A 13653-nucleotide genomic window follows, 5' to 3' on the forward strand; every position below is an offset into this window, starting at 1 on the left:
CACGCGCGGCAGCGCTCGATCGTCGCGAAACGGACAGCGCTGTTTATCGCCGCCGGAAGTATTCGCTCGGCGGCACGCCGAGCGCCTTGCGGAACATCGCCGCGAACGCGCTCGGGCTGTCGTAGCCGTGCTCGAGCGCGAGTTCGAGGATCGGCGTGCCGGCCGCGAGGCGCGGCAGGCTCAGCAGCAATCGCGCATGGCGGCACCATGCGCCGTGCGTCATGCCCGTCTCGCGCTTGAACGTGCGTGCGAGCGTGCGCTCGTTCATGTGGGCATCGCGCGCCCACGACTGCAGCGTGACGGCCGCCGACGGGTCGTTGACCAGCTGCGTGCACAGCGCGGCGAGTGCCGGATGGCGCGGCATCGGCACATGCAGCGACAGCAGCGGCGCGATTTCGATTTCGTCGAGGATCAGCGCGAGCACGCGTCCCGCGCGATGCGAAAGGTCGTAGTCGGCCGGCAGTTCGCACGCGGTCACGATCAGTTCGCGCAGCAACGTGCCGACCTCGATCACGCGGCATTCGCCCGGCAGGCTCGGCCGCACTTCGCGCGCGACGAACACCGAGCGCATCTGCACGTCGCCGGCCATCCGGATCTCGTGCTGCGTGCCCGCCGGCACCCACACCGCGCGCCCGGTCGGCACGACCCAGCTGCCGGCATCCGCATGCACGAGCATCACGCCGGAAATCGCGTGAATCAGCTGGCCGTGCCGGTGCGAATGCGGCGGATACAGGACGCCGGACGCCGCGTCGGACACGGCGACCGCGATCTGCTTGTGCTTGTCCTTGCGCTCGAGCGCGCTGAAAAATGGGTCCACTTGTCCTTTTCTCGACGACGAATGCGCTTTGCGCGCGAGATCGACTGAATGTGCCGAAATTACCATAGGCCTATCGTTTGTTCGACTGCCACCGCACGATGCGCGCTTCCTTCCTTGCTTCGCTTTCCTTCGATTTACCCGTTGCCGCCTCGTCTTGCGCGCCGCGCATCGCCGCCACGCTGCTGAGCGCGGCGATGCTGGGCGCGTGCTCCGTCGGCGAGCCGTATCGCCCGCCGTCGATCGATGCGGCACATCGCGCGCCGTTCGATGCCGCGGCCGATGCGCCCGTCGCGCCGGGCGGCGCGTTGCCCGATCGCTGGTGGCAACTGTTCGACGATCCGGCGCTGGACGCACTCGTGCGCGAAGCGCTCGCGCAAAACCGCGATCTCGCGGTGGCCGCGGCACGCGTCGAGCGGGCGCGCGCCGTGCTCGACGAAGCGGGCGCCGCGCGATTGCCCGATACGACGGCCGGCTTCGGCGTCGACTACGGCAAGCACGCGCCCGACCAGATCGTCGCGAGCGCGAAGGGCACCGATGCACGTACGCGCCGGGGATTCGCGCCGTCGTTCGCGCTGTCGTGGGAAGTCGATCTGTGGGGGCGTGTCGGTCATCTCGTCGATGCCGCGCGCGCCGATTCGGAGGCCGTGCAGGCGGCATCGGATGCGATGCGCGTCACGGTGGCCGCCGAGACGACAGCCGCCTACGCGCAGGCGTGCGCGTACGGCGAGCGGATCGACGTGGCCGAGCGTTCGGTCGCGATCGCCGACCGCCTCGCCGCGCTGACCGCACGGCAGCGCACGCACGGTCTCGTGTCCGATCTGGAAGTCGCGCGGTCGCGCGCGTTCGCCGACGATACGCGTGCCGAACTGCCGGCGCTGACTGGCGCGCGCCGCGCCGCGTTGTATGAGCTGGCGGTGCTGACCGGGCACGCGCCCGGCGCGATCCCCGACGCGGCCGCGCGCTGCCATGCGACGCCGGCACTGGCGCGGCCGTTTCCGGTCGGCGATGGCGCCGCGCTGCTCCGGCGCCGGCCCGACCTGCGCGAAAGCGAGCGCCGGCTCGCCGCGTCGAACGCGCGGATCGGTGCCGCCACGGCCGAGCTGTATCCGTCGATCGTGCTTGGCGGGTCGGTGAACTGGCTGTCGACGACCGGCGATCCGTCGTCGCTCGGCGACAAGTACGCGATCGCGTGGGGCGTCGGGCCGCTGATTACCTGGCGTTTTCCGAATCTCGCGGTGAGCCGCGCGCAGCTCGCGCAGGCACGCGCGGACGATGCCGCTGCTCGCGCGTCGTTCGACGCGCAGGTGCTGCGCGCGCTGAAGGAAACCGAACAGGCGCTCGCGCGATACGGCGCCGAGTGGCGCCGCAAGGCCGCGCTCGAAACCGCGCGCGCCGAGCACGCGCGCGCTTTCCGGCTCGCGGAACTGAACTACGACGCGGGCGCGCTGGATTTTCTCGGCGTGCTCGACGCGCAGCGCAGCCTCGTCGCGGTCGATGCGGCGCTGGCCGCGTCGACGCAGCAGGTCGCGCTCGATCAGGTTGCCGTCTTCAAGGCACTGGGGGGCGGCTGGCAGCGTCAGGGCCAGCGCAAGCCCGTTATTGACGTGAACGGGCCCTGACCGGCCGTTCGTGAATCCGCACGCACTCAACCCTTCCGATTCCGATCATGAGCACCACAGCCGTACCCGAGAAATCCGCCCGTTTCGCGCGGCGCCACTGGATCGCCGCCGGCGCCTTCATCACCGTCATCGTGCTGGCCGGGTTCGGCTGGCGCTGGTGGACGGTCGGCCGCTTCATCGAGCACACCGACGATGCCTACGTGCGCGCCGACATCGTGACCGTCAGCCCGCGGGTGGCCGGTTATGTCGCAAGCGTGGCCGTCGACGACAACCAGCCCGTGAAGCGCGGCGACGTGCTCGTCACGCTCGACGATCGCGACTATCGCGCGAAGCTCGACGACGCGCAGGCGGCCGTTGCCGCCGCCGATGCGACGTTGCAGGCCGAGGAAGCCGCGGCCGCGACGCTCGACGCGCAGGTCGGCCAGCAGCGCAGCGTGATCGAGCAGGCGCAGGCCGACGCGGCCGCCGCGCGTGCCGAGGCGACCCGACGCGACGCGGATGCGGCGCGCTACAAACAGTTGCTCGCCGAATCGGCCGCCAGCGGGCAGCGCTGGGAACAGGCGCACGCCGATGCGCTGAAGGCGCGCGCGGAACTGGCGCGCGCCGGCGCGGCCGTGCGCGCGCAGGACGACCAGCAGACGGTGTTGCGCCGGCGCCGTGCGCAAAGCACGGCCGCGATCGAGCAGGCGCGTGCGCGGCTCGCGGCGTCGCGCGCGAAGCTCGCGCTGGCGCAACTCGATCTCGAGCACACGGTGATCCGCGCGACACGCGACGGCACGATCGGCCAGCGGGCGGTACGCGCGGGCCAGTATGTCGAGGTCGGGATGCCGTTGCTCGCGGTCGTGCCGCTGCGCGACGTGTACGTCGTCGCGAACTTCAAGGAGACGCAGCTCGGCGCGATGCGCGACGGGCAGCCGGTCGAGATCGACGTCGATACCTACTCGGGCCGCACGCTGCACGGCCGCGTGCTCGGGCTCGCCCCGGGCTCGGGCGCCGAATTCGCGCTGCTCCCGCCCGACAACGCGACCGGCAACTTCACGAAGATCGTGCAGCGCGTACCCGTGAAGATCCGCCTCGATGCGCCGCCGCCGGGCCTCGTGCTGAGGCCCGGCATGTCGGTGATCGCGCGCGTCGATACGCGCGGCACACCGGGAGCCGGATCGTGACGGCCGCGGCATCGCGGGCCGCGCAGGCCGCGCACGACGAAACCGTTTCGCTGCGCGCGTGGGTCGCGGTGCTCGGCGGCGTGTTCGGCTGCTTCATGGCGGGGATGAACGTGCACGTGACGAACGCGTCGCTGCCCGACATTCGCGGGTCGTTGGGCGCGAGCTTCGAGGAAGGCTCGTGGATCTCGACCGCGTACCTCGTTGCCGAGATCGTCGTGATTCCGCTCACCGGCTGGCTCGTGCAGGTGTTCTCCGCGCGCCGCGTGCTGCTCGTCGGCGCAACGGGGTTCCTCGCGTTCTCGATCGCGTGCTCGGTCGCGCCGACCATTTCGACGATGATCGTCGCGCGCGCGCCGCAGGGCGCGTTCGGCGGCGTGCTGATTCCGCTGTCGTTCCAGCTGATCGTCACCGAGCTGCCACCGTCGAAGCATCCGCTCGGGATGGCGCTGTTCGCGGTCGCGAACAATGTCGCGCAGGCGGCCGGGCCGTCGCTCGGCGGCTGGCTCACCGACATGTATTCGTGGCGCTGGATCTTCTATCTGCAGATTCCGCCCGCGATCGCGCTGATCGCGGCGATCGCGTGGGCGATCCGCCCGGTGCCCGTGCAGTTGGCGAAGCTGCGGCAGGCCGACTGGTTCGGGATCGCGACGATGGCGATCGGCTTGAGCGCGCTGCAGATCGTGCTGGAGGAGGGCGGGCGCAAGGACTGGTTCGCGTCCGACCTGATCGTCGAGCTGTCGATCGTCGCGGTGGCGGGGCTCGTCGCGTTCGTCGCGATCGAGCTGCGGCGCGAGGCGCCGTTCATCAACCTGCGGCTGCTCGGCCGCTACAACTTCGGGATCGCGAGCCTGATGCAGTTCCTGTTCGGCGCGGTGGTGTTCGGCGTCGTGTTCCTCGTGCCGAACTACTTCGCCGAGCTGCACGGCTACAGCGCGCGCGACATCGGCCTCGCGATGATCCCGTACGGGCTCGTGCAGTTCGTGATGTCGTTCCTGACGCCGCCGCTGATGCGCCGCACGAGCCCGCGCGCGACGATCGTGCTCGGCTTCGCGCTCGTCGCGGCCGGCTGCCTGATGAACATCCACCTGACCGCCGACGCCGCGTCGAACGTGATCGTGCCGTCGCTCGTCGTGCGCGGGATCGGGCAGTCGCTCGTCGTGATCGCGCTGTCGGTGATGGCCGTCGACGGGATCGAGAAGGCGCAGCTCGGTTCGGCGTCCGGCGTGTTCAACATGGTGCGCAACGTCGGCGGTGCGATCGGCATCGCGGTGGCGAGCCAGATCGTCGTCGAGCGGCAGAAGCTGCATGCGATGCGGATCGGCGAGGCCGTGACGCCGTTCTCGGAAGCGTTTCAGGAACGCATGGCGATGCTGGTGCGGCTGCTGTCGCGCGTGCATGTGCCGCGTGCCGATGCGTTGCCGGGTTCGGCGACCGGCGGCGTGCACGAGCTGGCGCTCGCGCTCGTGAACCAGCGCGTGATGCGTGAGGCGCTGTTGATGGCGTACAGCGACACGTTCCTGATCGCGGGTGTTGCGATGGCGGGATGTACGGCGGCGGCGCTCCTGTTGAAGGGGAAAAGGACAGCGTGATGGGGACGGACGCCCGATATCGAAGCCTGACATACCTGACAGGCGAAGAATTCCTGCAATGGGCGTATCGTTCACCCGGCGCAGGCGGGACGACCGGCCTGCGGCCGATATCGTGAGCCAGGCCGGCGCATGTCGCCGGCCTGTCGTTCGTGGTGGCCACGGACGACAGGGTCGCGCAGATCCGCGCTTCAGGCCCCTCCTCTCCGTGGTCCTTGTCCATTCAACCGGCCCTTTGTCGGGCCCATCGCGAGGAAAGCGTCATGACGAAACCCGATTCCCTGAAAGGCGACATCAAGGAGCAAGCCCAGGAAGCCGATCGCCACAACCTGGCGCGCCCCGCCGTGAACGGCGCATTGTGGGCGCGCGGACTGACGACGCAGCGGGTGGCTGACCTGTTCAGGACGCAGCGGGGCCTGCCGGGGCACTGGATGCAGGTTCAGAACGAGGTCAACGCCGGGAACCGCTATTTCTATGGTGTCCAGAACGGCCACCAGACGACCGACGAAGGCAAGGAACTGATCCGCTGGATCGCCGATGCGGTGATCAGCGCCGCGCAGCGCGCGGAGTTCGATTTTCCGCTGCAGCAGCTTCAATTTACGGCCGACACGGGCTGGCTGAAGCTGCAGCGCGTGTCGGGTCGTGTGATGGTGTTGTCGCGCCCCTGACCGTCAGGTCCGGCGCATCGTCGGAACGCGTAGCGGCCGGGGCGCGGCCGCTACGCCCCCTTCGTTCCTTTTGCCGACTGTCAGACTGAAACCGTGATGCCTGCCGAATGCGGCGGTCCCGCAGGCCGCACCACGATTTCCACCTGCTGGCCCAGCGACGCCAGCGTCTGCATCAGCAGTTCCAGCGAGACGTTCCGGAGTCTTTCGCGTTGCTCGGGCGTGACGACCGGCCGGGCCATCTCCGCGAGCGCCGCAGCCTCGTCTTCGCTCAGGCCGCGCGAGACGGTCAGTGCGTTGATCTTCAGGACGAGTGCGGATTTGGCCGACAGTGCGCCCGCGTCATCGAGGCCGAAGTCGGCCGGCAAGGTGCCGGCACGTTGTCGCGAGTCGTTGCGATTCATTGCGCGCCTCCCGTGATTACCGAGAACGCCGGCCGCGGCTGGCCTGTCGAGCGATCGGCATCCTGGCCGATATCGTCGCCGGGCGCTTCTTCGATCGGCGTGACCACCAGCCGCTTGTGCATCACCTCGATCCGCAAGCGCTGCCCGGGTTCGAAACCCGCTGCGTCGATCCAGCGGCCGGACAGCTTCATCCACAGATGGAGGGCCGGCGGTGCCGTGTCGGCGAGCCTGAGATGTGGAACGATGCGGCGAGTCTGAAAAGACGTGCGAGCGGGCATGGAACAATCGTGAAAGCGAATCGGTGCGTTATGATTCCCGTCAGCCATGACTGACTCCTGTACTGAGTGGGTTGTGGTCAGCGGCCCGCGCGTGGTAGTGCACGCGCGGGCCGCGCTCGTTTACGCAGTGGATTTCGATCGGCATCCCGTCACATGGTTGGCATGGCGAAATGAAATGGCATTCCAGGCGAAAACGTGCAATCACTCTAGCCGAGATCGGCCGGCATCAGGTGTCGGTCCGGAGCGTCTTCGTCTGCACTGACGGACGCCCCGATGTCTTGCAGGCTTGCTGCGAAACGATTCCCCGGCGATTGCGCCGGCGGGCCGCGTCGTCACTTTATTGACGATATGTCAGAAAGCGTGTCGGTCGAATGCTCCGATTCGCCCGCCACACGTCGCACGAGGATGTCATGGGCGTCGTGCGGGGCCGCCCGAACTTGCGCGGGAACGCCGCCGTGCTTTCCGCAACGGCGGCCGCGCATCATGCGTGCAGCGCGTCCATCTGCCGGCGCGCGCTCGCCGCGGTCGGGGCGCGGATGTGACGCAGCGATGCCGCGGCCTTTCGGCCGACGCGCGTTACTGGCCGAAGCGGTCCGCCACGGTGTCCTTCAGCCGCGCGGCGGTGATCTCGCCCATGTGCGATTCGACGAGATTGCCGTTCGCGTCGAAGAAGAGCGTCGTCGGCAGCCCGCGCGAACCGTAGGCCTGCATCGCGTGCAGCGTGCGATCGAGCAGCACGTGATCGAACCGCAGCCCTTTCTGTTCGAGGAACGCGCGCACCGCTTGCGCATCTTCGCCCTGGTTGACCATCAGCACCGTCATCCCCGGATGATCCTGCTGCGCTTGCGCGAGGATCGGCATTTCGCGCTGACACGGCGGGCACCACGTGGCCCACAGGTTCACGACGACCGGCTTGCCCGCGAAGCGTTGCGCAGGCACCGGCGTGGCGTCGAGCGCTTCGAGCCGCAACGCGGCAAGCGGCGGCGCGCCGTGCTGCAACGTTGCGAGCGTGCCCTGCGCGATGCCCCACGCGGCGAGGCCCGCGAGCATGCCGGCCATCACCGGGCGACGCAGCGCGGGCAGGCGGCGCAGGCGCCAGCCCGCGAACACGATCCCGGCCGCGAGGCCGATGCGCCAGTCGAAACCGCCGTCGCCGAGCGCGACGATCGAGCGCGGTGCGGAGGCGTACTCGTGCCACCACTGCGCGACGTAGCCGATGCGCGCGGCGATCAGCCCGAGCAGCAAGGTATCGAGGATCAGGCTCGATGCGGTCTTGTGCTGGCCGTCCGGCGGGCGGCACTGGATGAAACGGGCGACGAGCCACGCGAGCAGCGCGGCGACGGCCACCGCGACGACGCGGATCGAGAAGGGACCGATGCTTAACATGAGCAGGAAAGGGGCGACTTGATCGAGCGGGGGCAGGAGGACGATGATCGGCCGATGAGCGCGATGCGGTCAACGGTCGTGATGCGATTCGACATGGCCCGATGTGTGCGGGTTCCCGGCGCGGCGTGCGCATATTCGGGATGCCGTCATTGTTCGGTCGGTGCGCGGTCGTTCAGGCTGGTCTGATGATCGGTTGCGAATCGCTCGTCGACAATGCGGTCGCCGATCCGGCGTGGTGTCCGCCGGTGTCTCGAAAGGGATCTCTGCCTGACGGTCGGTTCCCCCGAGCGGCTGCATTCCCGTCGTTTCACATGCAATCGTGAAGGCGTTGTGGCGGTGGATGGGCTCGGCCGCGATCCGATTCATGCCGGCTGATTCGATGGAACGGGATCGTCGCCGGATACGGGCACCGGGCAGTCACTCGCGCACGGCGTGGCGCCAGGTTGGTGGCAGGCACCGGGTTCCGATGAAGGCAACACATATGAACCGTCGTTGCTGATCGGCCGACTGATGGCTGAGCATTTGTGCAAGCGAGGCTTGCGACCGTATTGAGGAGTTCGGCGATTCAGTAATGCCGCGCGCGGTGAGAGACGGGGTATGCCCGGTGACTGGCGAGCAGGCTGAAAGGCCGCGGTCGACGACGATCGTTGCGTGCGACATCCGCATCGTCGCCGGCGGATGAGCGCGACCGCTGCCGCCCGGCGGGCCGCGCATCCGCGGCCGGCCGGGCGTCGGGCATTACTGCGTCTTCGTCTGCGTGGCGTTCGCCTGTTGCGCGCCGGCCGCCGGTTCGAGCGTCGTCAGCGTCTGCTCGGTGAACTTCTCGTACAGCCAGCTCATGCGCGTATCGTCCATGCCGCCGGCGATGCCGCCGAGCGCGTACGAAGCCGATACCTTGAAGCGGTCGATCTGATGATTGTCGGCGTCGAGCAGCGTCACGGTGCCGTCGACGTGATCGTTGCCCGCCATGAAGCCGAACATGACGGCCGAGAAGCTCGAGCGCACGCGAATGCCGTTGACTTCGACGTTCAGGTGCATTGCATCGGTCGAATCCGCTTTTGCCAGCAGCTTGCGTGCGTCCAGTGCGCTTTCGATTTTTTCCTGTAGCTTCTTCGCGTCGAACTTCAGGTTGTCTTTCAACGCTTCCTGCGCGGTATTGTCGAGCGTGACCTTCACGACCACGGGTTTCGTGCCGAATTTCATCGTCGATGCGGTCACGGCGGCCCCCGCCGGATCGCTGGCATCACGTGTCACGCTGCTGGCGCAGCCCGACAGGAAGCCGATCGTCACCAATGCCAGAGCGGCATGACGGAATACAGATTTCATGATTTGGTCTTTTTAGTTCGGGTTATTTGAGATGGCTCTATGGCCGGGCGGGAATCTAGCACAGGGCGATCCGGTTCAAATGGTCGAATAGATCGAACATGCCATTTGATCCGGATTCGTCGCGCCTTCGGTGCCGATGCAAACCTGCGCCGCTCACGTGACGGGCGATGACGGTGCGCGGCTCACCGGAGCGATGGGGTCCACGCGCAAGCGGGAGGCCGGCTTCCGCCGTGGCAGCACCGGCTATGTGCCTGTCGTCACGGGTTGTTACCCGGCGCCGCCGCGCCGAGCCGATATGCCGTGAAGAACTCGTACCACGGCGACCCTTCCGCGACCGGCACGTCGAGCGCCGTGGTCCGCCGCTTCAACGCGCCGAACACGTCGTTGATACGCGCGGCCTGCCCTGCATCGTTGAACGGATGGGGCCGTGCCCGGCCGGCCGCGAACGCGCCATATGCAATCGCGAGCAGGCGTGCGCTGTCGTCGGTCGACGCGATCGATCCGTTGATCGCTTCGGCGAGGCGCGGCCGGTCTTCGGCGCGCGATCCGGACAGGCACAGGAACACGATCGCCGACAGTTCGTGCAGGTCCTTCACGCGCAGCAGCGCCGGCAGCCGCGCGACGATTCGCTCGACCGGCTCGTCGCGCAGTGCGTCGCCGAAGTCGAGCACGGCGGTCATCGGGTTCGTGTCCGCTGTCAGGCGATCGAGCGCCGACGGTGCGGCCGACGTGCTGGCGCCGTCCGGCATCGCTGCCGGCGCAGACCGCAACGCATCGGCCACCTGCTGCGTCCATTCCGGAAAGATCATCCGCACGTTGCCGAACTGCTCGCCGCCTTCCGCCGCCGGATGCCATCGATACACGATCGTGCCGCCGCGAATGAACGGCGAATACAGGTGTTCGGGCGTTTGCGGCAGCGGCCGCCGGTTGATCGGCAGCCAGGCGAGCGTCAGCCAGTCGTAGCGGCCGGTGGCGGGCACGGAAGGGCTCGAGCTCGCGACGACCTGCCACGTGCCGCGATTCGCGTATCGACGCCGCGCGTCGGGCACCGGGACGGTCCGGCCTTTCGCGGTGTCGAAGTACGTCGTGCCGGTCACGTTCGATCCGCTGTCCGCGGCCGGCGTGATGGTGGAGATGACCCACGACACGCCGTCCGCCGAACGGTAGTCGGACGGCTTCAGCGTCGCGACGTCGTGCACCATGCGCGTTTCCGCCGCGACGGGGCTCGGGGGGAGATTGGCGGGCGCGGCCAGGATGCTCGGCATGGGATGTCCTCGGAATCGGGTGCGCATTGCCGGGCGGGGGCGACGCGCGGCGGCGCGGATTGTTTTATGTCACTGTAGAACGTCGCCGCCGGAAACGGAAACCGGCCGCGCGGCACAGCCTGGTCGCGCGTTCCGCCGCATCGGCTTACCATGCGCATCCTGAGCCAACGACGCACACCGGGCGGGAGCGCGCATGACCGACACGAAAGCCATCACCGAACACTGGACACAGGTCGCCGACCAATGGATCGGCTGGGCCGGCAAGCCCGGGCACGATGCGTTCTGGAAATACCGCGCGGGGCTCGCGGCCTATATCGGCCGCGACACCGGCCGCGCACTGGAGATCGGCTGCGGCGAAGGCCGCGTGAGCCGCGAACTGAAGGCGCTCGGCTACGACGTGACCGCGACCGACGTGGTGCCCGCGATGCTCGACGCCGCCCGTCATGCGGATTCCGCGCATCGCTACGAGCTGGCCGACGCGGCGTCGCTGCCGTTCGACGCGGCCAGCTTCGATCTCGTGATGGCATACAACGTGCTGATGGATCTCGACGACATGCAGCGCGCGTTGAACGAGGCGCGCCGCGTGCTGAAGCCGGGCGGGCTGCTGTTCATCTCGCTCGTGCATCCGTTTCGCGATCGCGGCGGCTTCGCGGGGCCGCAACCCGATGCGCCGTTCGTGCTGAAGGGCAGCTATTTCGGGCGCGAGCACTTCGACGGCGTGGAAACGCGCGACGGGCTGTCGATGCATTTCGCGGGCTGGTCGCTGCCGCTGCAGGCGTATATGGACGCGCTGGAAGCGGCCGGGTTCGCGATCGTGTCGCTGCGCGAGCCGCCGCCCGATCACGCCGATACGGATCAACTGAAGCAGTGGGCGCGCGTGCCGCTGTTTCTGTGGATCAAGGCGCGGCCGGTGGGGTGAGCGCGGGCGGTCAATGTCGGGCGACGACGATGGGTTCGCCTGTACGGAAGAGACCACAAATTGACGCGTTGAATTGGTAGCCGTGGGGATACAGCATCCGATGGAATGACGGATCTTGTGTCCCCTGGGCGACTGTGGCCTGTCGACGTGAGACGGCCAGCATTCCGACCCCCGTTTTCATCCGTTTCAGCGCAACAGTTCCTTCCGGTAGAGCACGGCCCCCGGTTTTTCCGCGATGGTGTCGTAGAGCCGCATCGCCGTGTGGTTCGATTCGTGTGTTTGCCAGGACACGCGTTCGGCGCGATGCGCACGCGCGGTGTCGTACACGGCTTCGATGAGCGCGCGGCCGACGCCCTTGCCGCGCTCGCTGTCGAGCGTGAACAGATCCTGCAGGTAGCAGACCGGCCCGGCGTGCGTCGTGCTGCGGTGATACAGGAAATGCACGAGCCCGACGAGCTTGCCGTCGCGTTCCGCGACGAAAGCATGGACGGGCTCGTAGCCGTCGAAGAAGCGCGACCACGTGAGCTGCGTGATGCGCAGCGGCAGGGCCGTATCGTCGAAGCGGCCGTAGAAGCGGTTATAGCCGTCCCACAGCGGCAGCCACTGGTCGTAGTCGTTTTCCGTGACCGCGCGTACGGTCAGTCCTGTTTCGTTGGTGTTCATGTTGGCGGACCTTTCGATGAGAAGGGCGCGCGCCTCCGATCTGGCCGGCGCGTCGCAGGTCTCTACGATAGGGTGTTCGCGGCACCATCGGTAGGCCCATGACGACTACATTTCATGGTGCCACGGCCAACGGTCGAGCATCCGCGCAACAGGCTCATGAAGACGCGGCAACACGGTCGAGATGAGTCGACGGCTCGACTGCGATCGCGATCTTTCCTCGAACACCGTGGCGGGGACTTTCCAGCCGGGCATGGGCGAGCGGAATATCGGCAAGGGAATAGACGGCGCCGACGTGTGGCCGCAGCTGTCCGCGCGCAACCAACGCGCTCAACTCGTCCAGCTTGCCGCGGTTTTGCCTCGTGAAAACGAAGTGATAGCTCGCGTTCTTGCCCCAGGCCTGAATGACGTTTTGCGGCTGTGCGATGTCCACGATCGTGACGACGCGGCCAAGCTGTGCGAGCGCGTCGGGGCTGCGCGACAAGGTGTTGCCGCCGATGGTGTCGAACACGACGTCGACTCCGCGGCCGCCCGTGGTCCGCATGACGGCGTCGACGTAATCGTCCTTTTCGTAGTCGATGACCTCATCGGCCCCCAGACTTCGGGCGAATTCGACGTTGGCTGCGCGCACGGTCGTGAACACCCTCGCGCCGATGGCTTTGGCGAGCTGGATCGCCACATGGCCGACACCTCCCGCGCCACCGTGTACCAGAATGCTTTCGCCCACGCGCAGCGCCGCGCGCACGACCAGTGCTTCCCATGCCGTCCCGCCGACCAGGGTCAGGCTTGCCGCTTCGAGATGGCTCAGTGACGGCGGCTTCTTCCCGACGATGTTTTCCGCGGCAACGTGGTACTCGGCATAACTGCCCGGCCCGTCGAAGATTTGCGGGGTGTACCAGACTTCGTCTCCCGGAGAGAAGGCCGTCACACCCGGCCCGACTGCTTCGACCACGCCGGAGACGTCATGCCCGGTAATGGCCGGCAGCGGCACCAGGTCGGGATAGTCGCCACGCCGGACCTGATAGTCCAGCGGGTTGATGGACGTCGCATGGACGCGGACCAGAACTTGTCCCGCGTGCGGCACGGGCTTGGGTACGTCACGCAGTTCGAACGATTCCGGGCCGCCAAATGATTTGAGCATGAGCGCTTTCATTGGAACTCCTTGTTTCGATAAAAAGAGATATCGGGAATTATCGATATGATGCGGCAAAAAATTACAGCTCTTTGCCAATGGCCTTGGCAAGCGCACTGATGGCTGCTTCGTTGCGCTTGTAGTAGGTCCACTGGCCGATGCGCCTGACCTCGACCAGGCCGGCGCGTTGCAGCGTGGCAAGATAATCGGACACCGTCGACTGCGACAGCCCGACACCCTCCTGAATGCTGCTGACGCAAACGCCCACCGTGAGCACGTCCCCTTCGTCCTGCGGAGGGAAATTTTTCACGGGATCCTTCAAGCCTTGCAGGATCTCGAGACGAGTCCGGTTCGAGAGGGCCTTGAAAATGTCGAGCAATTCCATGGCGCGGAGTATATCGAGATTTACCGATATGTCAATGTGAGGGGC

General features: G+C 67.4%; 14 protein-coding genes. 5 read left to right on the forward strand and 9 right to left on the reverse strand.

Features of this window, described 5'->3' with window-relative positions; translation table 11 throughout:
* Positions 1–43: 43 nt before the first annotated feature.
* The gene (locus E9536_RS30910) at positions 44–817 is read right to left on the reverse strand and encodes a helix-turn-helix transcriptional regulator (RefSeq protein WP_059696179.1); all 774 of its coding nucleotides are present in this window, start codon (positions 815–817) and stop codon (positions 44–46) included.
* Between the two features lie 98 nt (positions 818–915).
* On the opposite strand from E9536_RS30910, the gene E9536_RS30915 reads away from it, so the two are divergent.
* The 4 genes from E9536_RS30915 to E9536_RS30930 all read left to right on the forward strand — a co-directional run bounded on the left by E9536_RS30915 (position 916) and on the right by E9536_RS30930 (position 5856).
* Entirely contained in the window at positions 916–2436 is a 1521-nt protein-coding gene (locus tag E9536_RS30915) for a TolC family protein (protein WP_247873537.1), read from the forward strand.
* 47 nt (positions 2437–2483) lie between these two features.
* Positions 2484–3602: an HlyD family secretion protein gene (locus E9536_RS30920; RefSeq protein ID WP_136471938.1), complete on the forward strand. Its 1119-nt coding sequence runs from the start codon at positions 2484–2486 to the stop codon at positions 3600–3602.
* Positions 3599–5191: a DHA2 family efflux MFS transporter permease subunit gene (locus tag E9536_RS30925; RefSeq protein ID WP_136471940.1), complete on the forward strand. Its 1593-nt coding sequence runs from the start codon at positions 3599–3601 to the stop codon at positions 5189–5191. Before E9536_RS30920 ends, E9536_RS30925 begins: the two co-directional genes overlap by 4 nt.
* Before the next feature lie 260 nt (positions 5192–5451).
* Positions 5452–5856, forward strand: coding sequence for a hypothetical protein (locus E9536_RS30930; RefSeq protein WP_021160608.1), 405 nt, complete (start codon positions 5452–5454; stop codon positions 5854–5856).
* Between the two features lie 80 nt (positions 5857–5936).
* On the opposite strand, the gene E9536_RS30935 is transcribed toward E9536_RS30930, so the two are convergent.
* The 5 genes from E9536_RS30935 to E9536_RS30955 form a co-directional block, all read right to left on the reverse strand.
* Positions 5937–6257, reverse strand: a complete 321-nt coding sequence (locus tag E9536_RS30935) for a helix-turn-helix transcriptional regulator (protein WP_027789997.1) — start codon at positions 6255–6257, stop codon at positions 5937–5939.
* On the reverse strand, positions 6254–6535 hold the full coding sequence (locus E9536_RS30940) for a SymE family type I addiction module toxin (RefSeq protein WP_240691015.1): 282 nt from the start codon (positions 6533–6535) through the stop codon (positions 6254–6256). Before E9536_RS30940 ends, E9536_RS30935 begins: the two co-directional genes overlap by 4 nt.
* 576 nt (positions 6536–7111) lie before the next feature.
* Positions 7112–7921 carry a TlpA disulfide reductase family protein gene (locus tag E9536_RS30945; RefSeq protein WP_124533768.1) on the reverse strand — a complete coding sequence of 270 codons (810 nt, stop codon included), beginning with the start codon at positions 7919–7921 and terminating at the stop codon, positions 7112–7114.
* 738 nt (positions 7922–8659) lie between these two features.
* Positions 8660–9247 (reverse strand): DUF4410 domain-containing protein, encoded by a 588-nt coding sequence (locus E9536_RS30950; protein WP_059587098.1) that lies wholly within the window; start codon positions 9245–9247, stop codon positions 8660–8662.
* Positions 9248–9504: 257 nt separating this feature from the next.
* On the reverse strand, positions 9505–10512 hold the full coding sequence (locus tag E9536_RS30955) for a hypothetical protein (RefSeq protein WP_124533770.1): 1008 nt from the start codon (positions 10510–10512) through the stop codon (positions 9505–9507).
* 193 nt (positions 10513–10705) lie between these two features.
* Here E9536_RS30955 and E9536_RS30960 point away from each other — a divergent pair, with 193 nt between their 5' ends.
* A complete protein-coding gene (locus E9536_RS30960) occupies positions 10706–11431 on the forward strand; it encodes a class I SAM-dependent methyltransferase (protein WP_059696165.1) in 726 nt (241 codons plus the stop codon).
* A gap of 186 nt (positions 11432–11617) precedes the next feature.
* On the opposite strand, the gene E9536_RS30965 is transcribed toward E9536_RS30960, so the two are convergent.
* The 3 genes from E9536_RS30965 to E9536_RS30975 form a co-directional block, all read right to left on the reverse strand.
* Complete coding sequence (locus tag E9536_RS30965; protein WP_124533772.1) at positions 11618–12094, reverse strand: GNAT family N-acetyltransferase; 477 nt, start codon at positions 12092–12094, stop codon at positions 11618–11620.
* 154 nt (positions 12095–12248) lie between these two features.
* The gene (locus E9536_RS30970) at positions 12249–13244 is read right to left on the reverse strand and encodes a zinc-dependent alcohol dehydrogenase family protein (protein WP_059696161.1); all 996 of its coding nucleotides are present in this window, start codon (positions 13242–13244) and stop codon (positions 12249–12251) included.
* 61 nt (positions 13245–13305) lie between these two features.
* A complete protein-coding gene (locus E9536_RS30975) occupies positions 13306–13608 on the reverse strand; it encodes a metalloregulator ArsR/SmtB family transcription factor (RefSeq protein WP_048021417.1) in 303 nt (100 codons plus the stop codon).
* Positions 13609–13653: the final 45 nt, after the last annotated feature.

It is taken from the genome of Burkholderia sp. LS-044 (assembly GCF_004803625.1).
Lineage (GTDB): Bacteria > Pseudomonadota > Gammaproteobacteria > Burkholderiales > Burkholderiaceae > Burkholderia > Burkholderia cepacia.

Bases quoted from the DNA above. Each gene is read 5' to 3' on its own strand.
- E9536_RS30915 (WP_247873537.1), top strand. From the start codon at position 916: ATGCGCGCTTCCTTCCTTGCTTCGCTTTCCTTCGATTTACCCGTTGCC.
- E9536_RS30920 (WP_136471938.1), top strand. From the start codon at position 2,484: ATGAGCACCACAGCCGTACCCGAGAAATCCGCCCGTTTCGCGCGGCGC.
- E9536_RS30930 (WP_021160608.1), top strand. From the start codon at position 5,452: ATGACGAAACCCGATTCCCTGAAAGGCGACATCAAGGAGCAAGCCCAG.
- E9536_RS30935 (WP_027789997.1), bottom strand. From the start codon at position 6,257: ATGAATCGCAACGACTCGCGACAACGTGCCGGCACCTTGCCGGCCGAC.
- E9536_RS30940 (WP_240691015.1), bottom strand. From the start codon at position 6,535: ATGCCCGCTCGCACGTCTTTTCAGACTCGCCGCATCGTTCCACATCTC.
- E9536_RS30945 (WP_124533768.1), bottom strand. From the start codon at position 7,921: ATGTTAAGCATCGGTCCCTTCTCGATCCGCGTCGTCGCGGTGGCCGTC.
- E9536_RS30950 (WP_059587098.1), bottom strand. From the start codon at position 9,247: ATGAAATCTGTATTCCGTCATGCCGCTCTGGCATTGGTGACGATCGGC.
- E9536_RS30955 (WP_124533770.1), bottom strand. From the start codon at position 10,512: ATGCCGAGCATCCTGGCCGCGCCCGCCAATCTCCCCCCGAGCCCCGTC.
- E9536_RS30960 (WP_059696165.1), top strand. From the start codon at position 10,706: ATGACCGACACGAAAGCCATCACCGAACACTGGACACAGGTCGCCGAC.
- E9536_RS30965 (WP_124533772.1), bottom strand. From the start codon at position 12,094: ATGAACACCAACGAAACAGGACTGACCGTACGCGCGGTCACGGAAAAC.
- E9536_RS30970 (WP_059696161.1), bottom strand. From the start codon at position 13,244: ATGAAAGCGCTCATGCTCAAATCATTTGGCGGCCCGGAATCGTTCGAA.
- E9536_RS30975 (WP_048021417.1), bottom strand. From the start codon at position 13,608: ATGGAATTGCTCGACATTTTCAAGGCCCTCTCGAACCGGACTCGTCTC.